Source organism: Lysinibacillus sp. GW823-FHT06C08, from assembly GCF_058795135.1.
Genome location: NZ_JBXAHN010000007.1, coordinates 1 through 21991 on the forward strand (window position 1 = coordinate 1; position 21991 = coordinate 21991).

Genomic DNA, 21991 nt, shown 5'->3' on the forward strand with positions numbered 1-21991 from the left:
AAGTGGCTAAACGCGGCGGACTGTAAATCCGCTCCTTAGGGTTCGGCGGTTCGAATCCGTCCCCCTCCACCAGTTTTTATCAAATAGGGGCATAGTTTAACGGTAGAATAGAGGTCTCCAAAACCTTTGATGTGGGTTCGATTCCTACTGCCCCTGCCAATTAAATTTTATGGCGGTTGTGGCGAAGTGGTTAACGCACCTGATTGTGGTTCAGGCATTCGTGGGTTCGATTCCCATCAGTCGCCCCATTTAACTTTAAAATAAAACAAAATAATATTAATTATGGCGGTTGTGGCGAAGTGGTTAACGCACCTGATTGTGGTTCAGGCATTCGTGGGTTCGATTCCCATCAGTCGCCCCCCATTTTTATATATAATTATCTTTTGGGGTATAGCCAAGCGGTAAGGCAACGGATTTTGATTCCGTCATGCCCTGGTTCGAATCCAGGTACCCCAGCCATTTATTGCGGAAGTAGTTCAGTGGTAGAACACCACCTTGCCAAGGTGGGGGTCGCGAGTTCGAACCTCGTCTTCCGCTCCAAGTATGATGGCGGCATAGCCAAGTGGTAAGGCACAGGTCTGCAACACCTTTATCACCGGTTCAAATCCGGTTGCCGCCTCCATATTTTTACTGCTAATCGGTTTATCCGATTTTTTTTATCTCCATTATGCCGGTGTGGCGGAATTGGCAGACGCGCACGACTCAAAATCGTGTTCCTTTGGAGTGTCGGTTCGACCCCGACCACCGGTATCTAAAAAGTGAAAGAATCCTTGATAACTCAAGGGTTCTTTTTTTATGTTGAAAATTTGTAGAAAAACTGTATACATTAAGATTGAATATTCTTCCATGAAAAGGGGGGCTAACGAATGAGCTATGTTATTCAAGCTACAGAAAAGAATAGAGGTATTGGAAGCGAGTATGAAACTAAAGCTTTATTATACTTGATGAATTTTAGAACAGATAGTAATGATATTAGTTACTATATAACTTCAATGATTTGACTGGTTCGTGTAATCAGGTAAGTAAACTATGGGATAATGTTCGTTGACGAGATTTCTTTAGAATCACTGTTATTTTATAAAGAGCAATTATTTAATGCAGAAGATGCTGAGAGTAAAGTACAAGAACTAGATGAACAAATACGAGAATTAGAATCAATTATTACTATGTTTGAAATTGCAAAGGACAAAGGTATTTCAACTAAAAAAGAAGTTATCTCTAATGTTTTATTCTCCATGAATGAAAAATATAAAAGTATTGATCCAAATGGAACTTTATTTTTTGATAGTCTGTTTACTAAAAAAACAGAAACATACTCCGTAATCAAATAATATTTACTACTACTCTAAAAACCGAAGAAATAGGAAAGTATGATAAAGAAGAATTTAAGTTTGTAAATCATATTGACTATTCTACACATATTCCTAGTAGCATTTTAAATGAGGGATATCTGGATTACTTTAAAATATTGTTAAAAGAATTTATTCATGATTTTAATTAGTGAAGTTTGAAAGGCACATTAAGTGCCTTTCAATAATTCTACCTGTTCACCCCTACCTGTAGAAATTTGTTTGAGGCTGGTTGGGACTTAGATCTCGTATAACAAGCGAAGCTATAATACTACTTGGAGGTATTAGGGGTACTGGTGAATACGTTTAGAACCAAAAAAATAGTAATACAAACCATAGCTTTGGTTTGTATTACTAATGTTAGTATGCTTCACCTTTTGAAATTATTGAACGCGAGCAAATCCAAATCCTGAAGCGTAGTCATCACCTATAGCAGCTCCATAACCACCTTTAATATCTACTGATTTTGCTCTCGCTTGTAAGTTAGAACGTAGTTGCGTGTTAGACAATGACGGATTTTCAGCCCAAATTTTTGCTGCTAAACCAGAGACATGAGGGGTAGCCATTGATGTGCCGCTAATTGTATTATAACCGCCATTATACCATGTAGAATAAACTGATGAGCCAGGAGCTGAGATTTCAATATCACCTTCCTGGATTACATAATCTCCAGCTGTAGATATATAACCACGTGAAGAGTAGTCAGCTACACGATAAGTCCCATTTTGTTGTACATTTTCTAAAGCTGCAACGGCGATTGCATTTGGTAATGCCCCCGGATAACCAATTGTTCCTTGCGCATAGCCTGAATTACCAGCTGCAGCTACTATTAGAACTCCTTTACTGTATGCGTAATTGACAGCACTTGAAATGAGGCTATTATTCGCTGAAGAACCTAGAGACATACTAATAATTGTTTTGCTACCAGTAGCTGTTGCTTGATCTGCTGCATGTCGAATAGCAGCAGCAATATCATCTGAGTATCCAGAGCCGCTATCTAATAACACTTTGTAAGCCCAAAGATCAGCATCTGGAGCTACACCGTAAATGCCTGCTTGATCGCTTCCACCATCAGCTAAGGCCGTACCAGCAACATGTGTACCATGTCCGTTTCTATCTGTACAGCTGTTATTAATGGGTGTTGTCGCACCTGTAAAGTCTTTACATTGCTCTACGTTATTGACAAGGTCAGGATGAGAAGTATTTACACCCGTATCGAGTACGGCAATATTAATGCCACTTCCTCCAGTTGTAGATGTTAAAGTATCATTGTTATAAATTGCTTTAATTCCCCAAGGTATTTGTTGAGAAGCTCTTAAAGAAGTTACCAAATCCAGGGTTTCATTTTCTACCATACTATCGTCTTCCAAACCTATCGTATCTAATGTAACGATAGGAACTTTTGTAACTGTGAAATTTTTATTCTTCTGTAATGCTTCGAATTGTTTTTCATTCATATCAGTTGAAAATCCGTTCTCTGTTAATTCCCAACGAGCAGAATATTGAGTTTTTAATGTTGATTTTTCTGATTTTTTGTTTGCCTCAACATAAACACGGAATTTCTCCTGACCACCGTCGTTTCCTGAGCTATCTTCGCTATTCATCGCTGTTGCGTACACCGGATTTATTACTGATCCTGCAATCAAAAGACTTAGCAACGTACTTTTCATTTTTTTCATTCATCCCAACCCCTTTTCAAATTAAGTTATAGTACTACAATTTGAATCTACCATAATTTAGGTTTTTTGATTATTGGGAAAATTATGATTATAATAAATGTAAAATATAGTCATTCGATACGGGAGGTTATGAAAATGAAGATAGGTTCATTAATTAAGTACTATCGTACAAAGCTAGGAATGACACAGAATTCAGTGGCAATGGGGATTTGCTCGATTCCTCATTTAAGTAAAATTGAGAATAATAATAAAGAAGCAAATAGCGAGACAATACGTCTACTGCTAGAACGATTAAATATTAGTATTCATGATGTAGAGAATAACGAACAAAATATTATTTGCCTATTAAATGATTTACAAAAACATATAAATTACCTAGAGAATGAGAAAGTAAAAGAGACAATGAGCAGATTAAAAGAATATGAAGAAATAATAGGTTTTACAGAATCTATTTATTTATATGAACTTTATAAGTTACGTTATTATGTGTTTGTTAAAGAGCATAAATTAGCAGACAATCAATTAAGATGGCTAAATGCCCACCGACAAAATTTTTCCCAACATGAAAGGTATTTACATTCATATTATTATGCATTAGTTTTAATTACAAAAGGTAAATATGAGGAAGCAGCTAAAGAACTAACTCAAATACTTCAAATACATCCAGAACTAGGGTCACTAGAAGGAGAGTTTTACTATCATTTCGCTTTAATAAAAGGGCGGTTAGAAGAACCAAGCCAAGCAATTATTTATGGGAAAAAAGCTCTTCAATTCTATAAGGACCAATTTAATTTTAAAAGAATTATTTATACATTAATGTCTCTGGCACTCAATTACTCTCGAGGAAAAGTGTTTCACGAAGCAATCGAAATCTATGAACATTTAGTGAGAAATGTGGAGCTATTACAGCAACAGCAGCTATTACCTGCTATATATCACAATTTGGGGGATTTGTACCAAATGAGATGGGAATATGAAAATGCATTAATTTACTTTGAAAAAAGCGCTTCTTTAATGTCAAAGAACTGTGATCATTATCTGCTTTGCTTATATAATTTAGGTGTTACACAATTTCGCTTAGGACAAACGGAAAAAAGTATAAAAACCTTTACTATTCTAAAGGAAGAAGCAAAAAATAAGAAAAAAATAAGTTTTAATTTATTTGCTACTTTTTATTTATATTTGCTAGGAGAAGAAAAAAAGAAAGCAATGGATTTTTTAGAAGGGAGGTTAATTCCATTTACAGCAGATAATGAAGAATTAAAAGAAATGCACCAACAATTTTCTAATTTATTGGGAGAGTATTATCGACAAGAAAAGCAGTTCGAGAAAGCTATGCAATTTATTGAAATTTAAAGGAGAGTGTGAATATGAAGAAAAATGTTGGATTATCAATTTTAATACTGAGTGCTGCAGTAATAATTATATCTGTTCCAATTCATCCACCGGTTTTATAAAAGGCCAGAGTGGTAGAAGGTAGTGGCTCTATCTTATGATTGAGGAACAGTGTTTTTCAAAACTCGAAATGTGAGGCACTTCGCAACTGAAAAATTGCCCATAAGATACACGTAGCAGCATGTACTTTGGTAGGCTTTATATTGAGCCTCAGCGGGCATAATTCTCGCATTAAAGAGATTAAACGCCAATTGACTTAGGGCAAGGACAGTACTGGTAGGTCTCCTATATTTATGGATTGCCTTTGGTTGATGAAGAAGGAGTCAAGTAGGTGTTAAGAAACCTGATAGCTGATTTTGACCTGACACTCGCACTTTCAGGGAAGCGTTCTGTAAATGAAAAACCATGAGTTGTTGAAAAGAGCGGAGAAGTAACATGAAGGACAATGTAAGATATCAATTGATGAACATGAAATCAACAGATGAAGTACATGCATTGCTCAATAACTTTCAATCAAATAATGTTGATTGACGATGGTATAGAATGATGTAGCCTCAAAAAGTTTAGAGCTTATCAAGCAGTAAATTGGCAGAAATGAATGCGGTATTGAACCCACTAGCACCACCACACTCTACGTATGTAGAGTGTGGGTAATGTATTTAATTGTTACTTTTCCATTACTGGGTAATTAATTTCTGCTAAAAGTGCGCCTGCAAAGAGCTAACACTTTGTTACCGCAATTCAATGAAAAAGGATAAATTCTCGTTAAAGATGTTACAAACAGAATTTGAAAAAAACTTTGATATACCGAACTATCTTCATATACTGTTAAAGAGAAGATAATACCTTTCACCTCACGGCGGCAAGATGTAATTAGTGAAAAAACTTATCTTGAGGCATATCACTTTTAAAGAAAAGTATGTACTTTTGAGATTTACATTGCCAAATTACTTTACACCAATTTTACACACGTCAGATAGAATACCTTGAAATATAAGGCTTTTTAATGCATTCTCTGTCTCGACCACCTGTATCCTATACTAGCAACAGAGAATGCTACATAGTTAAGGCTTCACACTTAATTGTGTGGAGTCTTTTTTGTTTTCCTTGCTACTACAACATCACTTCCACCATGTAGGACAGTACTTCAAACATAATTATGTGAAATTATGTGCTGCACAAACGTTTAAGGGGAGCAATTGATATAGTAGTGACAATATATATTCCTTTCTTTTATATGTTAAAATGGAAATAATAGGATTGGTATGGAGAGAGTTATAAATCTTTTTTTGAAGGGGTTGCTCATAATTAAAACGATTTATATTTATCCGAAATTAGCAATGGGTTTTAGGGGATTTGCCACTGGTTTAGATAGAGAAGGATTCTTCTTGAAGAAAAGGTCAACGAGATTAAAAAAAAGCATAGAAAATTCATTGAAAGAAAATCATTTGAGTTCTTTTAACGTAGAAGTTACTCATGGATTTGAATCTCCAGAGGAATTATTAGAAAACGATGGCATTTTGGTTTTAATTTCTCCATACTTAAAAAGTTTACTGGGTCATATTGATTTTTCGAAAAGTGGATACTATCTTTTATCAGAGGCGGAATATAATTCTGAAAATATCAGCAACATCATAAAGTATATAAAAACACTATAAACGTATAAAACGGATAAGATTAAAAGAAAACTATTGAAATGCTAAAGTTATTTAGGTAAACGATTGGAACTGTTTTTTTATTACAATATTTGTTCTAACTTTTTAACTAGGTGGTGATCAGGTTGAAGCCGATACATCTTACAGAAATACCTAAAGAAATAGTCGATTATGTTGGTGGAGTTACCCATATTTCTTTTCCAAGACAGGGGCATACATCAGATGTTGGAATCCTTTTTTCTGAAAGAGGCACTTTCTTTTTAAAGAGAACAAAAGGAAAGCAATATGGCTCATGGTTAAAGAAAGAAGCGACTGTTCTAAAATGTCTATCTAATTCTACATTACCTATCCCTCGTTTATATTGTTTTGTTGAACAACCTTTAGACAATCAGGCATGGGCATTGATGGAATATATAGAGGGTAGCACGATTAGACAGGCGTTAGAGAATGAAACCAAAGAGGAAAACAGGCATGCAATCATCTTTCATTATGGAAAGGTCCTTTCAGCCATTCATTCGATGCCATGCCCACTGGAAATAAAGGAGGGAGCAGTTGGGGTTTGGATCGATGATATGTTGGGTCAGGCAGAGTTTAATCTAAAAAATTTTGAGGTAGATGGTACGTCAAAGTTGTTAGATGACTTAAAAGGGAATAAACCTGAACCTATTCAGCAAACATTCATACACGGTGATTTTACAATCGATAATGTTCTCGTTCATAATCAGAAAATATCGGGTATTATTGATTGGAGTGGTGGAGCATTCGGTGACCCACGATACGATTTTGCGCTAGCTGTAAGACCTAAACCACAAGCCTTTGAAACTGAAAGAGACAGGCAGATATTTTATGAAGGGTATGGGAGAAAATTAATTAATCAAAACGAGTACAATTACTTTAAAAATGGATTATATGAGTTTTTTTAGATGAAGATATAAACCGTTCTGTAGGATAAATTACTTTCCTTCAGAGCGGTTTATTTGTTTTCCCCTACATTTTTAACGATTAGTTCATGCTCTGTTCATGTAACAATTTTAAGCTAAGGATAATCAAAGTAATGGAGGGGTTAAGGATGAATCTTGCCTGGAAAGAAATGAAGAAAAATAAAGTGCGGTTTTTAATCTTGGGCTCCATCATCTTCCTAGTTAGTTTTTTAACGTTTATTATTTCAGGTTTGGCGAATGGTTTGTCACAGGATAATGCAGCTTTAATAAAAGATTTACCTCAAGGACAATTTTACATGACGGAGGATGCAGATGGGACGTTTAATCTTTCGAGAATCTCTAGCGATCTACAACAGGAAGTCATGACTGAGGAGAAGGAGGCAGTTGCCTTTTCTATTCAAATGGGCTTTTTAAGTGATCAGGATGATAAACAGCAAAGTGTGGCCTTTGTCACGTCGACGGAATCAACACTATTTAGAAATGTACGACATGGTGAGGTGCTGTTAGACAGCTCGCTACAGGATAAAGGAATTAAGGTTGGAGATATATTAACGAACAATCAATATAGTGGCGAGTTTATAGTGAAAGGCTTTGTGGAGCAAAAGAAATATAGCCATGCACCTGTTGCTTATATAAGTAAAGAGGCTTATCAGGAAATGTATCGGGTAAAGGATATGCAATTAATTTTCGTTCCCAAAAATACGGCTAAGGAATTTGAGGGACTGCAGTCTTATAGGAATAAAGAATTTCTGAATGCTATTCCGAGTTACAGTGCGGAACAGATGTCTTTAAATATGATAATTTGGTTTTTAGTTGTCATTAGTGGTATGTTATTTGCTATTTTCTTCTATATGATGAATGTACAAAAGATTGGACTATATGGCATTCTCAAGGCGATTGGATTAAAAACAAGTAGGTTATTTAACATGATCTGGACACAGATGGTGATTATTACTGCCTTTTCATTAGTATTATCAGTCAGCCTTAGTCAATTATTCAATATAGTTGCGCCAAAGGAGATGCCGTTTACGTTAAACCTAGGTACAACAATACAACTATCGTTAGTGTTCCTTGTCATTGGTTTTGTGGGAGCTACACTGTCAGGTCTACAAATTAAAAAAATCGAACCGTTACAAGCAATACACCAGGGGGAGGCTTAGTCATGACGTTATTTACGATTGATGAAGTAAGAAAAACGTTTAAAAATGGTGATGTCGAAGAGGAAATTTTAAAAGGCATTAATTTATCCTTAAAAGAAGGAGAAATTACCGCATTGGTAGGTGCATCTGGTTCAGGGAAAAGCACGTTATTAACTATAGCTGCTGGACTACAACCAGCAACAGATGGACAAATCCTTTTTGAGGGACATAATTTAACGGCTATGAACGAGGAACAGGTACGAGGGCTGCGTGCAAGTAAATTTGGCTTTGTCTTTCAGTTTGCACATCTAGTACCTTTTCTTACCGTTGAGGAGCAGCTGCTATTAATGTTGGACGTTGCTGGGTCGCCACTGAAGAAACATGAGAAAAAGCATGAAGTAAATCGTTTATTACAGTTAGTTGGGTTAGCTCATCGTCAACATGCTTATCCTTCTTCCTTGTCAGGTGGAGAAAAGCAACGTGTAGCGATTGCTCGTGCCATTATTCATCAACCAAAAGTATTGTTTGCAGATGAGCCAACAGCAAGTTTAGATTCACAGCGCTCTAAAGAAATTATGTTGTTATTAAGAACATTAACAAAAACTTTAAATATAACAACATTATTAGTGACGCATGACGAAGAAATGTTGGCTTATACAGATCGTATTATTAAAATGAGCGATGGTGTCGTGTTATAAAATAAGCAAGGCTCCAACTAATAGGGAGCCTTGTGTAACATTTAGGTTAAATGTGTGTGACATGCAAATTTATAGGATTATTAGGAAGGAAAATCCAATTAATTGTTGAATTATTTGTTATGCAAAAATAAAAAGGAGGGATATGTTTGGGAAGAGTAATTAGCTTGGAATTAAATAGTCAGTAACCTAAGAAAACGGCAGCTTTTATAGTAAGTTGTTTGGCTGGGAGGTAGCGGCCCCGAATTGAGATTAGGCCAGTGACAACTGGGCAAGAAAGCGAAATTGGGGTTAATGGTGGCATTAGTAAAGGTCCAAGTGACTATCCACTTGGTACACGAATTCAAAATGCAACTGATGAAGTTATCGAATAGGCAACAAGGAACGGGGCTACTATTTTGCGTGAGAAAATGGAGTTTGATGACTTTTATCTTGCTTATTTGGTGGATCCTACTGGTCTAGGAATCGGATTAATTCAACATAAAAATAACGCATAAAGTCTCTTTCAGTAGAGTCTTTTTTCATTTTAAGCATAATTAAACGTCTTTATGGGTAAAGAATCGATGGAGGAGGGATAATGTGAGGAACATATTGAAATTAGTATGTTTGATCCTGATAACGATTGGCTTAATACCGAAGGAAGTGCAGGCAGCCAGTTTTAAAGATTTAACGGATGATACCTTGATGACAGAAATACATTATTTAGTGGAGCAGGATATTGTGAAGGGTTATTCGAATCAGTTATTCAAGCCGAATGACTATGTTACGAAAGCACAAGTAGCTGTCATGCTCACACGTGCTTTAGGACTAAACACAATCAACATAGAAAACCCCCACTATCAAGATGTAACAACTGCTAATCAATATTACAAAGAAATAGCTGCTGTACAAAACAAAGGGATATTCGATGCAGCTCATACATTTAATCCAGACGCGCCGATTACTAGAGGAGAAATGGCTATTGTGCTAAATAGAGCCTTTCAATTAAAAGGCTCAGATTCTTATTATTTTACAGATGTGACGGAGCAGACACGTGGTTATAAAGAAATTTTAACACTGGCCCATAATCATTTAATAAGGGGCTATGAGGGTGGTGCATTTAAGCCTAATGACCCTGTTACACGTGCACACTTCTCAGCATTTTTGGCACGAGCATTGACTCTTTCTAAGCCCAATTTGCTAAAGGACCCGGCATTTGTTTATACGTATGCCCATTATTCTTTAAGCGACAATAAGCGTTATACTTTAAGCTATCAATATGAGCAACACGACGGTAAAAATGATGTATGGACAGTCAAAAATGTAAGTACAGGACAATCACTTGCTGATGAGCTTTTATATGGTCATGATCGTGCATATGGTCAAGCCATTGCAAGTGAAGCTAACACACATTATGATTTATATATGGAACTACCACTTAGAATAGGTGTTATTTTACATGAAGATGATCCAGGGGTTACTGCAGGAGAAAGAGTAACTGTAAAATCAACTAATAGCACAGTACAAGCTGGTGAAGTGCAATATACGGGTGTAATAATAGTAGAGAAAAGGTCAAAATTTAGTGATGTGATAAAAACTTATTATTTCGTAGATGAAATTGGTTTAATCAAGGAGCTACACAATGATATAGTTGTGTTTGAATTACTCAATCGAACAATGAAATAATCAGAAAAGGAAAGCAAGCCACTGATGGACTCGCTTTCCTTTATTGTTGTATAGAAATATGAAAAAAGCGCTGTAATGCTTGCTGCCATTCCTTCTCGGTGTTTGTTGTATAGGTAGTTAAGGATGGTCCTTCGTAAATTCTAAATTCATTGTTCATCATCGTGTGACGACCACGAGCCGTTCGAATCATGGCGATTTTATTTTTTTGCTTGGAGAGTCGTGGGGCAAATTTTGCATCATTTGCATCATCATGAAAGCAATAGAGCAAACGCCATTGCTGTTTGGTTTGCTCAAAAAGCATCCAACCATTTTCTTCATCATACTCTACTTTATATAATTCTCGACCTTCTCGGTGTTTATATCCGGCTATTAATGGTACTGGTTTACAAGGCGCTAAAGCACCAACGCCTACATCTGAAATATAGGATTGCTTCGCATCCTTTACTAGTAATAACTGATGCATGGGTATATCTTCAGGAGGCATATGTTCTTCAACATTGCGCCAAAACTGAGCATAGCGATTGGTAACTGAGAAGCCTAGCTCCCGTAAAAGCCAGCTAAATAAAATATTTAGTTCAAAACAATTGCCACCACGTCGCTCAACAATAATCTTTTGAAATAAATTAGGAATAGAGAATGAGATACCGAGGTTCAAGGCAACATCTAAATTTTCATAGGGAATAGTCAATAGATGCTTTGTCTGTAGCTGTCCTAGTAGTTGGACAGTAGGCTCTAAAGTTCCTTGAAATTGAATATGCTGTAAATATTGCTGAATCTGTGCATTCATAAAATCGCCTCACTTCCTTATTAATAACATAACCGAAACAGCAACAGAATACACGCATAATATTACGAGGGAAATGATAGAAAAATAGCTAAATAACTTGTAGAATTAATATATTAGCTACTATAAAGTGAAATTTTTTACAATATAGTTAATGAATAAGAATTTAAGGTAGGTATGATAAGGAAAATGAAATGGATAGAAGTCAATACATATGACGAAATGAGCGAAATGGCCGCAAAGATTTTTTTAGAGCAAATACAGAAGAAGCCAAATAGTGTGCTAGGATTAGCAACTGGTGGTTCACCTGTAGGAATGTATAAAGAATTAGTAGCCCGACATCAAGCTGGTCAAGTATCATTTAAGGATGTACAAACTTTTAATTTGGACGAATATGTAGGTCTTAAGCGAACAAGTCCTGCAAGTTACTGGACTTTTATGCACAATAATTTATTTAATGATGTAAATATTAAACAAGAAAATATACATTTGCCAAATGGTGAGGCAGAGGATTTAGCTGCTGAATGCAAGGCATATGATGCAAGAATTGATGCGGTAGAAGGTATTGATTTACAGCTTCTTGGAATTGGCGTAAATGGTCATATAGGTTTTAATGAGCCAGGTACTCCGTTCCATTCTATGACAAATATTGTCGAATTAACGACATCAACAAGAACAGAAAATGCGATTTACTTTGATGACGAAGCCGAAGTCCCAACACATGCGATTACGATGGGCATTCAATCCATTATGAAGGCGAAGGAAATTGTCCTGATTGCCTTTGGTGAAAAGAAGCTGGCGGCCATTCAAAAATTGAAAAGTGGCCATATAACAGAAGATTTCCCTGCAAGTCAATTATTGAAACATCCTAACGTGACGATTATTTATGGCGGCACAAATTAACAATAAAAAGCAAAGTCTTCTTATGACTGAAGACTTTGCTTTCTTGTTTTTTCCTGAAAACGGATGAGCAATGGATATACGCTCCCAAAAATTACTGCTACAATAACAATTAAATCACCCTTGTTGAAGGGTATGTCTAAATGTCTGAAGGTTGCAATTGCAGAATGTCGATCGTTTCTTCTTAAGTAGAAAATAACCGTATAGAATGATGGGAAGAAGATGCAATAATAGCTAAATGTCTTCGCACTAACTTAGAGACAGCATTAGAAAAATAAAGGAGGAATGAACGTGAAAAATACCGTACCACGTTTACAAAAGGGAGATGTAGTAGGTGTAGTTGCCCTATCGAGTCTAGTAGAATCTGAAAAGCTTGGGGACGCATTAGCTTTTTTAGATGAGTTGGGTCTTCGCTATATCGTAGGGGATACCATCCATGCCAAGCATGATTATTTAGCGGGAAGTGATGAAATCAGGTTAGCTGATTTTCATGAAATGGTTAAAAATCCTGAAGTGAAAGCGATTTTTTGTGTAAAGGGAGGTTATGGCGCTGCCCGAATAGCTGAAAAAATTGATTATACGCTATTAGAGGAAAATCCAAAAATTTTCTGGGGCTTTTCAGATATTACCTATTTGCATTGTGCCATCAATGAGTACGCTAATTTAGTAACATTCCACGGACCTATGCTAATGGCTGCTAATACAATGGATGAACTATCGAAGAAAATGTTTGTACAATTATTTTCCCCTATCGAAATACAATATACGGAATCAATTTCTCCTTTAATAACAATTGCTGGTGGGGTGGCACGCGGTGAATTAATAGGAGGAAATCTTTATCGTCTTGTCAGCACATTAGGTACTAAATTTGAGATACAGACAGAAGGTAAGATTTTATTGATAGAGGAGTTAGCTGAATCGATTCCTAACATTGATTCGATGCTACAGCAATTAAAGCAAGCTAGGAAATTTGAGCAGCTAGCAGGTGTTGTCATTGGCTCCTTTACACAAACAGAGTCGGATGATGCAGCACTAAATAATTTAATGAAAGAGTATTTTGGAGACTTAGGCATTCCTGTTGTGGCAGGTTTTAAAATAGGACATGAATTAACGAATATAGGCATTCCTCTTGGGGTAGATGCGTATTTAGATGCAGAGGGAAAAGTGTTGAAGATATTACCAGGAGTATATTAACTGTGGGGGATTGATGATATGGATATTGAGAAAAAGCTCTATGAAGCAGCTGTCCAATTAGTGGAGAAAAGATATCCCTCAGGATGGGGCGGAGCGGCCGCTTTATATTCTGAGGACGGGCATATTTTAACTAGTGTCGCACCAGAGGTCATCAATGCAGCAACTGAATTATGTATGGAAACGGGTGCTATTTTAGAGGCGCATAAATTGAATACAAAGGTGACACATTCGATTTGTGTTGCTAGAGAAAATGAAAAATCTAAATTCGTAGTCCTCACACCTTGTGGGGTCTGCCAAGAAAGACTCTTTTATTGGGGAGAGAATGTGAAGGCAGCAGTTACGAATTCAGACGGTTCACTAATATTTAAAACGTTAAAAGAGATACAACCATATCACTGGTATAAGGCCTATGAACAATAATGCAAAAAGACATTACAAAAATATGTAATGTCTTTTTGGTGTGATTTAATAAGGCTCGGCATTATGTCCTTTATCTATCGCATCCTGAGGGGCATGATCGCCACCAATATTGCCAAGTGGCTTTGAAGGAGAAGATTCCTTTCTAGCCTTATGCAACCCTTCTTTTAGCAAACGACCATATTCTTCATCTGCTTCTTCCGCTAGTGCAATCATTGCATTTTGTATATCCATATGACAGACCGATAAATCACGAATTAAATTGGCAAGCAGCTCATCGCGCTCCCATTGCTCAAAGTTACGGTAAGTTTCACCAGCTTGCTTTGTATTACTTTGACGATCAATGGATTCTCGAACAAGGTTTCCTTCAACATAAGGAGTATATTCCTTACCATCCTGAGCTGCTTCCTTTAAGCCATTTAACATGGACGGCTCATAATTAATATGTGGATTTTGACCAGGTGCTAAATCTCGTTTATACATCATTTGCCCACCACTTTGATTGGTTGCTACACGCTTTTTAGGCGCATTAATTGGCAATTGAAGATAGTTGGCTCCCACACGGTGACGCTGTGTATCTGAATAGGAGAATGTACGACCTTGTAGCATTTTATCATCGGAGAAATCTAAACCATCGACCAGTACGCCCGTACCGAAAGTAGCTTGTTCTACCTCTGCAAAATAGTCCTCAGGATTTTTGTTTAATACCATTTTACCGACTGAATACCATGGGAATTGATCGTTTGGCCAAAGCTTTGTGTCATCCAATGGATCAAAATCAAGCTCAGGATGTGGACCATCCTCCATAATTTGAACATGTAACTCCCATTCAGGAAATTCTTCACGTTCAATCGCATCATATAAATCCTGTGTGGCATGATTAAAGTTTTTCTGCTGAATTTCTTCTGCTTCTTTTTGTGTTAAATTTTTAATGCCCTGAAGTGGTTCCCAGTGATATTTGACTAGAACCCCTTTACCTTCGTGATTAACCCACTTATACGTATTGACGCCAGAGCCCTGCATCATACGATAGTTAGCGGGTATACCCCAAGGTGAATATACAAATGTTACCATGTGGAAAGATTCTGGTGAGCTAGCACAAAAATCAAAGAAACGTTCAACGTTTTGAATATTAGTAATAGGATCAGGTTTAAATGCATGAATCATGTCAGGGAATTTCATTGCATCACGGATAAAGAAGATTTTTAAATTATTGCCTACTAAATCCCAGTTGCCATCTTCTGTATAAAATTTTACCGCAAAGCCTCGTGGGTCACGTAATGTTTCAGGCGAATGTCCACCATGTATAACCGTTGAAAAACGCACAAATACAGGTGTTTTTTTTCCTTTATCCTGAAAGACTTTTGCACGGGTATATTTAGAAATTGGTTCATCGCCTACTACACCGTATGTTTCAAAATAACCATGTGCACCAGCACCGCGAGCATGAACAACTCGTTCTGGGACTCGCTCCCTGTCAAAGTGACTTATCTTCTCTAGAAAATCATAATTTTCAAGTGTTGCAGGACCTCGATTACTAACCGTTCGTAAATTTTGATTGTTAGTAACGGGATGCCCCTGTCGATTTGTCAATGTTGTATCTTGCTCATGTGTTGAATCATTTTGCTGCGTCATAGTATGACCCCTTTCCAAGAGATACTTCCATTTTGTCCTTGAAAGGGGCAATCTAGACATAGGGAATTTTTACATATTTGCTGATAAAAAAGCTCTCCATACATAGATGTAGGAGAGCCTTGGATGGCGTTTTCAAATGGAATCAAGTTTTTTGAGTATGGCCTTTACCTATAGTTGGTCATTAGTCATCGGTCATACAGTAACAGGTAACTTGTTATTGGTTTTTATTGAATTAGCCGAATAGCTAAATTTGAAAACAGCACATCCAACTCGGTTTGGAGTCTCACCGCCCCGAGATTAGAAATAACGGGAATCATCAAAGTTAAGTTGTATGCTGTAATTTTTTGAATTAATAAGATTGGATAGTTTATGTGCCTGTTTTTCGAGCTTCATTGCGCGTTCTCTATAGTCATCTGGCTCATATAATGCAATCTCGTATAACATAGCACCATCACCATAGCCAAAGCGAACACTTTCTTTTTCCCTCATACTAAATTCTTTACATAGTTCAGCCTCAGCACGCAGCTGTGTAGCTAATTCGATAGCTTCCACTAGTGCTAGTTTCTGATCTTTAAAGTCTACTGTGTTTTGGATGTTTGCTTCATACACTAAACGATCTAGCGTACGCGTATCTACACGAACTTGAGCCAATTCGGCTTCAATAAGGGAGAGTGCACGGTTACTTGTTTTAGGAGCCTGTCCCTTTTCTACTGTCACAAAAGCACTACGATGTAATTCACTAATAAGCTCTTGCGTTTTCTTTCCTAAAATACTTTTTAGTTTAACAGCTTCTGCAAGATTGATCACGAAAACACGTCCTTTTTATAGTATTGTAGATGGTGCATTATTTGACAAGAGGGCAATTTGATAGTCACCACCATGAATTTGGTTAAACATTTTGCCTGCTGACGCCAAAAGGTCATTCGCTGCTTCATGTGTTAGTGATGGTCTAAGATAAAAAATATGGAGCGCCTCAGTCGTATCCTCTGTAACGGCTGTCCGTTTAGAATCTACAAATGGAGAACCAAACGCTCCCTTTTCATCACGGCTATAGAGGATTTTGTTAAACGTATTAAAACGACCATTTAAACCCTCATAACCAATGTCTTCGTGGCCAAGAGATATTTCTACGCACCCTTTCATAAGGGCTACATCATATAGACCAATCGGAATTTCATATTGAAGAGAGAAGAAGTTATTTAAATCTACACCAGAATGAAATGGTGTTAAATAGTTTTGTTTACTAATTCGACGCATAAGGCTTTCTGCTGAGTGACGATAACGATTTGGATCGGCACCTAGCTGTTTCCATAGTGCTCGCCATTCCGCAATACCCTCACGCTGGTTCACTGGAAGGTCCTGCATGTCCAGAAAAAGGTTTTCTTGATACAATTGCATCCGACCTTTAATCATTTGAGGGGATTCTGCTACAACAATTTTGGTATAATGAATAATGCCGATTTTTAGCTCGGGATGTTGTGTTAATAGAGATTCGTTAATGGAAATTTCCAAAGAACATCACCTACTTTATCTATTTCTATTATTGTACCATGTAAGGAGTTGGAAATAAAATGAACATACATGACCTACAACGCGACTTTGTGGCATATGCAATATCCATTGGCGTTGATAAAATAGGTTTTACAACAGCAGCTCCCTTTACAGAATTAAAAAACCGACTGCGTCGTCAGCAGGAGCTTGGCTATCAGTCTGGCTTTGAAGAAAGTGATATTGAAAAACGTACCGAACCCCTGCATTTATTAAATGAGGCAGAGAGTATTGTCTCGATCGCGGTTGCTTATCCCTCACGTATGCAAAATGCACCCATTGGCAAAAGGGGAGCAAGACGTGGGATATTTTGCCGTGCTTCATGGGGAGTCGATTATCATACAGCAATACGTGAACGTTTGAAGTTATTATCTGCTTGGCTTGAGGAGCGTGTCGAAGGTGTTCGTATTGAGTCAATGGTTGATACAGGTGCACTTGTAGACCGTGCAGTAGCAGAACGTGCAGGCATAGGCTGGAGCGGTAAAAACTGTTCGATTATAACACCTGAATTCGGGTCTTATGTGTATTTAGGGGAGCTTATTACCAATATTCCATTCTCGCCAGATAAGCCAATGGAGGATGAATGTGGGGAATGTCGCCTATGCTTGGATGTTTGTCCAACCGGTGCATTAATCCAAGGAGGGCAATTGGATGCACAACGTTGTATTGCCTTCCTCACTCAAACGAAGGGAACACTTCCTGATGAGTTTCGTAACCATATTGGTAATCGTCTCTATGGCTGTGATACATGTCAGACTGTGTGTCCCAAAAATAAAGGGAAAATTAATTGGATTCATGAAGAATTTATGCCAGATCCAGAGCTTGCCAAGCCATTACTAACACCACTATTAACGATTTCTAATAGAGAATTTAAGGCAAAATTTGGCCACGTTTCTGGTTCATGGCGAGGTAAAAAGCCCATTCAACGAAATGCGATCCTCGCCCTTGCTCATTTTAAAGAGGAAGCGGCTATTCCAGATCTTATCAACCTTTTGAAAAACGATGATCGTCCAGTCATTCGAGGCACATCAGCATGGGCTTTAGGTAAGATAGGCGGAGAACAGGCTAAGTCTGCCTTATATGATGCGGAGGCTAATGAGCAGGACGAAGAAGTATTGCATGAAATTCACAAAGGTTTGCAGTTTTTTTATGATGAATGAAGAAAAAACAACTCGACTAAATGAGTAATACTAAAAGAAATTATGACAATAAGGAAGTGTATCGTTATGCCATTGCATATCGTTTTATATCAACCAGAAATTCCAGCGAATACAGGAAATATTGCTCGCACTTGTGCTGGTACAAATACTTCATTACATTTAATTCGTCCACTAGGCTTTTCAACCGACGATAAAATGCTAAAACGGGCAGGCTTAGATTATTGGCATAGTGTGAATGTTGTTTATCATGATTCACTAGATGATTTTATAGCGTATGCTAAAGATGGTGACGTATATTTAATCGAAACTTATAGTGATGAGCCATTCACCACGCATGATTTTAGTGATAAGGAGCGTGACATTTACTTTATGTTTGGGAAAGAAACAACAGGACTGCCGAAAGAATTTGCGTATGAACGTCGCAATATGTGCTTGCGTATTCCGCAAAGTGATCATGTCCGTTCACTCAACTTATCTAATACGGCTGCGATTGTTATATATGAGGCATTACGACAACAAGGATATCCAGGTTTACATTAATAAAAGCAGTTCTCAAATTGTGAGAACTGCTTTTTACTAAAGTTTTAATAATACGACATTTCCAGCTGGGTCCTCGGTTTGGAATCCACCGTCCATATCGATAACAGGTGCACCCATTGCACGAAGGTTTGCTTTCATTATTGATGCTTGTTCTTCATTATCTAAACGCAGTGAGTACGTTTTTAAGCCTACTTGGTTTTCGCCAAGCTTTGGGGCATTTTCTGAGTGCCAAGTGTTTAGGCCAATGTGATGGTGATAGCGCCCTGTAGAAATAAATAATGCCTGAGAACCATAGCGCGCCACAATATCATACCCTAAGCCATTTGTATAAAATTGTTCAGCTTCTGCCAAGTTAGAAACAGATAAGTGAATATGTCCCATGACTGTACCAGCAGGAAGGCCATTCCAATTTCCGTTACCTTCTTCTAAAATCGATCGAATATTTAGTGGCTCTGTCACCATATGCACTTGATCCATATGCCATCCCCATTCATTTTCAGGACGATCTACGTATACCTCAATACCATTATCATCAGGATCATTTAAATAGAGTGCTTCACTGACAGCATGATCAGAAGCCCCAAGATATACTCCTTTTTCATGAAAATGCGTGATAATATTTGCCAAATCACGACGAGTTGGCAAGAGTAGTGCAAAATGATAAAGTCCAGTCGTCCTGTTCAGTTTTTCTTCCACTGTGTTTGGTTGGACAATTGTTAATAGTGCAGTATGTCCATCCGCTGTTAAAGTAGCTTTATGTGATTCTTGGTGTAAAACGTTGAAGCCAATGACGTCTTGATAAAATGCTAAAGAACGTTGTAGATCGCTTACTTTTATTTCAACATTTGTTACATATGTGTTAGGTTTTTCATGGAAATGCATATAGAATACCTCCAGTAAGTTATTTTTATTTATTTAGTTACTTTATGTAAGTTAGTTTATTTTAATAATAGCCGAAAGTCAAGTAAGGAATGTTATTGTTCGACAAAAAAAGAAAATCACTAAGCACATCTAATGCTTAGTGATTTTCTCGAGGTATTATTTATCCGCTTTGTAATCGCCTTCGTACCCAGCAGTAAAAATAGCTGTTAAGAAAGCAACTGTTACACCAATGATTAATAATAGTTTCATGGAAGTAACCCTCCTCATGTAATAAAGACATCTCTATTTAGTATAGCCTATCTACTATGAAAATGAAACGACATACCTGAATAAAATATGTCAGAAATGGTTCAAACGTATAGTTATCGGGAAAACTATTAAGGAGGTGATTCATATGAAAAAAAAAGTGCCAAACATTGAAAATGGTACGATGGCGAGAGATATGAAGGAATTAAAAGATTTGGGCAAACAAATGGAACATTTACGTGATGGTCTAGAGCTTGCGGAGGATGAGCGTATTGCCGACCCTATTCAATTGGAAAGTATCGAGGAAAAGGATGAATAGTGGTGAAGAACAGTAGCTTCCTTATTTTTCTTAAATCCAATTTTTTGTATAATGGTACTAGGAAAAAGAAAGGGGTGGTGATTCGTGAATTTACAATCATCGAAAACATTATCAAATGGAGTAAAAATGCCTCGCTTCGGCTTAGGTGTTTATAAAATGACAGATCATGAAGAAACATTACAATCCATCGATACAGCGCTGAAGGTTGGTTATCGAGCTATTGATACGGCATCTTTGTATGGGAATGAAGCAGAGGTAGGAGAAGCTATTCGTCATTCAGGTGTACCACGTGAACATATTTTTGTTACCACAAAAGTATGGAATAATGACCAAGGATATGATGAAACCTTACGCGCTTTTGAAGTATCGCTGAAGAAACTTAATATGGATTACGTAGATTTATATTTGACTCATTGGGCTGTTCCAGAAACATTTGAGGAAACCTATCGTGCCATTGAACGCCTATATGATGAAAAACTAATTCGTGCAACAGGTGTGTCGAACCATCATGAGCATCATTTAGAAAAAATACTGGCAAAGGCCAATATTGCTCCAATGGTTAATCAGGTGGAGATGCATCCATATTTACAACAACAAGCATTAAGCGCATTTTGCCATGAACATCAGATTGCAGTTACTGCATGGTCACCGTTAGGACGAGGTGGGGTACTTGATGATTCTACTATCGTAGAAATTGGCAAGGAGATTGGCAAGTCGGCTGCTCAGGTAGTGTTACGCTGGCATTTACAAAATGACACATTGATTATTCCTAAATCGGTGACACCTAGTCGAATTGCAGAAAATGCTCAGATTTTTGACTTTGAATTAACACAGACTCAAATGGATAAGATAGCGTCATTAAATAGTAATCAACGATTTGGGCAAGATCCTGATCATTTTAAATTTGATTTTTAGTTCTATTAAAAAAATCCCGCTCTCGTAATAGAGAAGCGGGATTTTTGATTATTGCTCGTCCTTGACTGTAATGCGTTTATTTAAAAATGGATGGTCAAATTCTAATTGGATAGCATGGAGTTCATAGTCATCACTAACCGTTTCTCTTGCACCGTACATAGTATCACCAATAATAGGATGGCCGATATAGGCTAAATGGACACGAATTTGATGTGTTCGACCCGTTTCAAGAATCAAATGGACCACACAGGAATTTTTATAGCGTGAAACAACTTCATAATGTGTCACTGCATGCTGTCCAGTTTTGGACACGACACGTCTAGATGCGTGGTGTCGATCTTTACCAATAGATTCGGAAATGGTACCTGATGAGGAGCGTATATTTCCTTGTACTTCTGCCGCATACGTCCGAATAATAGATTTTTCTTCAATCATCCGGTCAAAAATTGATTTCGCTAAAGGATGCTTGGCTACGAGTAATAAACCTTGTGTCCCTTTATCTAGTCGATGGACATGCTCTGCATACATACCACCTTGTTGTTGAATATGTGCCATAACGTGGTTCATACATGTATGGGTATCTCGGTCATCATTAGGGTGCGTTGCCATACCCTTTGGCTTCGATACGATTAAGCAATGATCATCCTCATAAACTATATCAATCGCACAAACAGGGGTTGGTTTATAGCTAGATGCTGGGATTGGGAATGTAAATTTAACTATAGTGCCGACTTGTAAAGGAGTATTCCATTGAACAAGCTCATCATTTTCTAAAGTAATAGCTTTTGCCATACGTAGTTCATGGACGAGCTTTTTGCCTAGTCGCCAATGATTACGTAACAGTTCCTCAATCGTTAAGTGATCTTCATTGAATGTATAAAGAAACATTAATCTTCCTCCGTAGAAAAGACCGTATTCCAATGGTAGAACACG

At 37.3% G+C, this 21991-nt stretch carries 22 protein-coding genes and 7 tRNA genes; 22 read left to right on the forward strand and 7 right to left on the reverse strand.

Annotation, left to right across the window (positions count from 1 at the left end; all coding sequences use genetic code 11):
• Window positions 1–85 precede the first annotated feature (85 nt).
• The 9 genes from AC1Q6O_RS15800 to AC1Q6O_RS15840 all read left to right on the forward strand — a co-directional run bounded on the left by AC1Q6O_RS15800 (window position 86) and on the right by AC1Q6O_RS15840 (window position 1331).
• Window positions 86–159, forward strand: a tRNA-Trp gene (locus AC1Q6O_RS15800).
• 13 nt (window positions 160–172) lie between these two features.
• A tRNA-His gene (locus AC1Q6O_RS15805) sits at window positions 173–248 on the forward strand.
• A gap of 37 nt (window positions 249–285) precedes the next feature.
• Window positions 286–358, forward strand: a tRNA-His gene (locus AC1Q6O_RS15810).
• 26 nt (window positions 359–384) lie between these two features.
• A tRNA-Gln gene (locus AC1Q6O_RS15815) sits at window positions 385–459 on the forward strand.
• Window positions 460–465: 6 nt separating this feature from the next.
• Window positions 466–540, forward strand: a tRNA-Gly gene (locus AC1Q6O_RS15820).
• An 8-nt stretch (window positions 541–548) separates the two neighbouring features.
• Window positions 549–622 (forward strand) — tRNA-Cys (locus AC1Q6O_RS15825).
• Between the two features lie 47 nt (window positions 623–669).
• A tRNA-Leu gene (locus AC1Q6O_RS15830) sits at window positions 670–750 on the forward strand.
• A gap of 116 nt (window positions 751–866) precedes the next feature.
• On the forward strand, window positions 867–1001 hold the full coding sequence (locus tag AC1Q6O_RS15835) for a hypothetical protein (protein WP_255319032.1): 135 nt from the start codon (window positions 867–869) through the stop codon (window positions 999–1001).
• Between the two features lie 36 nt (window positions 1002–1037).
• Entirely contained in the window at window positions 1038–1331 is a 294-nt protein-coding gene (locus tag AC1Q6O_RS15840; RefSeq protein WP_089987057.1) for a hypothetical protein, read from the forward strand.
• Between the two features lie 401 nt (window positions 1332–1732).
• Here the strand turns inward: AC1Q6O_RS15840 and AC1Q6O_RS15845 are convergent, their stop codons facing one another.
• On the reverse strand, window positions 1733–3028 hold the full coding sequence (locus tag AC1Q6O_RS15845) for a S8 family peptidase (protein ID WP_089987056.1): 1296 nt from the start codon (window positions 3026–3028) through the stop codon (window positions 1733–1735).
• A gap of 135 nt (window positions 3029–3163) precedes the next feature.
• Here AC1Q6O_RS15845 and AC1Q6O_RS15850 point away from each other — a divergent pair, with 135 nt between their 5' ends.
• From AC1Q6O_RS15850 to AC1Q6O_RS15875, 6 genes are all read left to right on the forward strand, one after another.
• Window positions 3164–4384: a helix-turn-helix domain-containing protein gene (locus AC1Q6O_RS15850; RefSeq protein ID WP_237068882.1), complete on the forward strand. Its 1221-nt coding sequence runs from the start codon at window positions 3164–3166 to the stop codon at window positions 4382–4384.
• A 1304-nt stretch (window positions 4385–5688) separates the two neighbouring features.
• A complete protein-coding gene (locus tag AC1Q6O_RS15855; RefSeq protein ID WP_008173440.1) occupies window positions 5689–6081 on the forward strand; it encodes a hypothetical protein in 393 nt (130 codons plus the stop codon).
• A gap of 113 nt (window positions 6082–6194) precedes the next feature.
• Window positions 6195–7001: a phosphotransferase family protein gene (locus AC1Q6O_RS15860; RefSeq protein ID WP_239355373.1), complete on the forward strand. Its 807-nt coding sequence runs from the start codon at window positions 6195–6197 to the stop codon at window positions 6999–7001.
• Between the two features lie 146 nt (window positions 7002–7147).
• Window positions 7148–8179, forward strand: a complete 1032-nt coding sequence (locus AC1Q6O_RS15865) for an ABC transporter permease (protein WP_239355374.1) — start codon at window positions 7148–7150, stop codon at window positions 8177–8179.
• Between the two features lie 2 nt (window positions 8180–8181).
• Complete coding sequence (locus AC1Q6O_RS15870) at window positions 8182–8856, forward strand: ABC transporter ATP-binding protein (RefSeq protein ID WP_089987053.1); 675 nt, start codon at window positions 8182–8184, stop codon at window positions 8854–8856.
• 576 nt (window positions 8857–9432) lie between these two features.
• Window positions 9433–10518: an S-layer homology domain-containing protein gene (locus tag AC1Q6O_RS15875; RefSeq protein WP_239355375.1), complete on the forward strand. Its 1086-nt coding sequence runs from the start codon at window positions 9433–9435 to the stop codon at window positions 10516–10518.
• Between the two features lie 40 nt (window positions 10519–10558).
• Here the strand turns inward: AC1Q6O_RS15875 and AC1Q6O_RS15880 are convergent, their stop codons facing one another.
• Window positions 10559–11305 (reverse strand): arylamine N-acetyltransferase family protein, encoded by a 747-nt coding sequence (locus tag AC1Q6O_RS15880; protein WP_008173431.1) that lies wholly within the window; start codon window positions 11303–11305, stop codon window positions 10559–10561.
• 186 nt (window positions 11306–11491) lie between these two features.
• Between AC1Q6O_RS15880 and nagB the strand changes: the two genes are divergently transcribed.
• The 3 genes from nagB to AC1Q6O_RS15895 all read left to right on the forward strand — a co-directional run bounded on the left by nagB (window position 11492) and on the right by AC1Q6O_RS15895 (window position 13816).
• Window positions 11492–12205: a glucosamine-6-phosphate deaminase gene (gene nagB, locus AC1Q6O_RS15885; protein ID WP_239355376.1), complete on the forward strand. Its 714-nt coding sequence runs from the start codon at window positions 11492–11494 to the stop codon at window positions 12203–12205.
• Window positions 12206–12487: 282 nt separating this feature from the next.
• Complete coding sequence (locus tag AC1Q6O_RS15890) at window positions 12488–13396, forward strand: S66 peptidase family protein (protein ID WP_008173429.1); 909 nt, start codon at window positions 12488–12490, stop codon at window positions 13394–13396.
• Between the two features lie 18 nt (window positions 13397–13414).
• The gene (locus tag AC1Q6O_RS15895; RefSeq protein WP_036127356.1) at window positions 13415–13816 is read left to right on the forward strand and encodes a cytidine deaminase; all 402 of its coding nucleotides are present in this window, start codon (window positions 13415–13417) and stop codon (window positions 13814–13816) included.
• 45 nt (window positions 13817–13861) lie between these two features.
• Here the strand turns inward: AC1Q6O_RS15895 and AC1Q6O_RS15900 are convergent, their stop codons facing one another.
• From AC1Q6O_RS15900 to AC1Q6O_RS15910, 3 genes are all read right to left on the reverse strand, one after another.
• Window positions 13862–15448, reverse strand: a complete 1587-nt coding sequence (locus tag AC1Q6O_RS15900; RefSeq protein ID WP_008173426.1) for a catalase — start codon at window positions 15446–15448, stop codon at window positions 13862–13864.
• Between the two features lie 297 nt (window positions 15449–15745).
• A complete protein-coding gene (locus tag AC1Q6O_RS15905; RefSeq protein WP_008173424.1) occupies window positions 15746–16255 on the reverse strand; it encodes a hypothetical protein in 510 nt (169 codons plus the stop codon).
• 15 nt (window positions 16256–16270) lie between these two features.
• A complete protein-coding gene (locus AC1Q6O_RS15910; protein WP_090003248.1) occupies window positions 16271–16960 on the reverse strand; it encodes a B3/B4 domain-containing protein in 690 nt (229 codons plus the stop codon).
• A gap of 59 nt (window positions 16961–17019) precedes the next feature.
• Between AC1Q6O_RS15910 and queG the strand changes: the two genes are divergently transcribed.
• Window positions 17020–18156 (forward strand): tRNA epoxyqueuosine(34) reductase QueG, encoded by a 1137-nt coding sequence (queG, locus tag AC1Q6O_RS15915; protein WP_089987047.1) that lies wholly within the window; start codon window positions 17020–17022, stop codon window positions 18154–18156.
• Between the two features lie 66 nt (window positions 18157–18222).
• Window positions 18223–18696 carry a tRNA (uridine(34)/cytosine(34)/5-carboxymethylaminomethyluridine(34)-2'-O)-methyltransferase TrmL gene (gene trmL / locus AC1Q6O_RS15920; RefSeq protein ID WP_239355377.1) on the forward strand — a complete coding sequence of 158 codons (474 nt, stop codon included), beginning with the start codon at window positions 18223–18225 and terminating at the stop codon, window positions 18694–18696.
• A 36-nt stretch (window positions 18697–18732) separates the two neighbouring features.
• Here the strand turns inward: trmL and AC1Q6O_RS15925 are convergent, their stop codons facing one another.
• On the reverse strand, window positions 18733–19578 hold the full coding sequence (locus AC1Q6O_RS15925) for a VOC family protein (RefSeq protein ID WP_239355378.1): 846 nt from the start codon (window positions 19576–19578) through the stop codon (window positions 18733–18735).
• Window positions 19579–19972: 394 nt separating this feature from the next.
• Here AC1Q6O_RS15925 and AC1Q6O_RS15930 point away from each other — a divergent pair, with 394 nt between their 5' ends.
• On the forward strand, window positions 19973–20143 hold the full coding sequence (locus AC1Q6O_RS15930) for a hypothetical protein (protein WP_008173412.1): 171 nt from the start codon (window positions 19973–19975) through the stop codon (window positions 20141–20143).
• Window positions 20144–20227: 84 nt separating this feature from the next.
• On the forward strand, window positions 20228–21058 hold the full coding sequence (locus AC1Q6O_RS15935; protein WP_090003250.1) for an aldo/keto reductase: 831 nt from the start codon (window positions 20228–20230) through the stop codon (window positions 21056–21058).
• 48 nt (window positions 21059–21106) lie between these two features.
• Here AC1Q6O_RS15935 and AC1Q6O_RS15940 read toward each other — a convergent pair whose 3' ends face one another.
• Window positions 21107–21946, reverse strand: coding sequence for an RluA family pseudouridine synthase (locus tag AC1Q6O_RS15940; protein ID WP_036120414.1), 840 nt, complete (start codon window positions 21944–21946; stop codon window positions 21107–21109).
• Window positions 21947–21991 lie beyond the last annotated feature (45 nt).

Bases quoted from the DNA above. Each gene is read 5' to 3' on its own strand.
- AC1Q6O_RS15835 (WP_255319032.1), top strand. From the start codon at position 867: ATGAGCTATGTTATTCAAGCTACAGAAAAGAATAGAGGTATTGGAAGC.
- AC1Q6O_RS15840 (WP_089987057.1), top strand. From the start codon at position 1,038: ATGTTCGTTGACGAGATTTCTTTAGAATCACTGTTATTTTATAAAGAG.
- AC1Q6O_RS15845 (WP_089987056.1), bottom strand. From the start codon at position 3,028: ATGAAAAAAATGAAAAGTACGTTGCTAAGTCTTTTGATTGCAGGATCA.
- AC1Q6O_RS15850 (WP_237068882.1), top strand. From the start codon at position 3,164: ATGAAGATAGGTTCATTAATTAAGTACTATCGTACAAAGCTAGGAATG.
- AC1Q6O_RS15855 (WP_008173440.1), top strand. From the start codon at position 5,689: ATGGAGAGAGTTATAAATCTTTTTTTGAAGGGGTTGCTCATAATTAAA.
- AC1Q6O_RS15865 (WP_239355374.1), top strand. From the start codon at position 7,148: ATGAATCTTGCCTGGAAAGAAATGAAGAAAAATAAAGTGCGGTTTTTA.
- AC1Q6O_RS15870 (WP_089987053.1), top strand. From the start codon at position 8,182: ATGACGTTATTTACGATTGATGAAGTAAGAAAAACGTTTAAAAATGGT.
- AC1Q6O_RS15880 (WP_008173431.1), bottom strand. From the start codon at position 11,305: ATGAATGCACAGATTCAGCAATATTTACAGCATATTCAATTTCAAGGA.
- nagB (WP_239355376.1), top strand. From the start codon at position 11,492: ATGAAATGGATAGAAGTCAATACATATGACGAAATGAGCGAAATGGCC.
- AC1Q6O_RS15890 (WP_008173429.1), top strand. From the start codon at position 12,488: ATGAACGTGAAAAATACCGTACCACGTTTACAAAAGGGAGATGTAGTA.
- AC1Q6O_RS15895 (WP_036127356.1), top strand. From the start codon at position 13,415: ATGGATATTGAGAAAAAGCTCTATGAAGCAGCTGTCCAATTAGTGGAG.
- AC1Q6O_RS15900 (WP_008173426.1), bottom strand. From the start codon at position 15,448: ATGACGCAGCAAAATGATTCAACACATGAGCAAGATACAACATTGACA.
- queG (WP_089987047.1), top strand. From the start codon at position 17,020: ATGAACATACATGACCTACAACGCGACTTTGTGGCATATGCAATATCC.
- trmL (WP_239355377.1), top strand. From the start codon at position 18,223: ATGCCATTGCATATCGTTTTATATCAACCAGAAATTCCAGCGAATACA.
- AC1Q6O_RS15925 (WP_239355378.1), bottom strand. From the start codon at position 19,578: ATGCATTTCCATGAAAAACCTAACACATATGTAACAAATGTTGAAATA.
- AC1Q6O_RS15930 (WP_008173412.1), top strand. From the start codon at position 19,973: ATGAAAAAAAAAGTGCCAAACATTGAAAATGGTACGATGGCGAGAGAT.
- AC1Q6O_RS15940 (WP_036120414.1), bottom strand. From the start codon at position 21,946: ATGTTTCTTTATACATTCAATGAAGATCACTTAACGATTGAGGAACTG.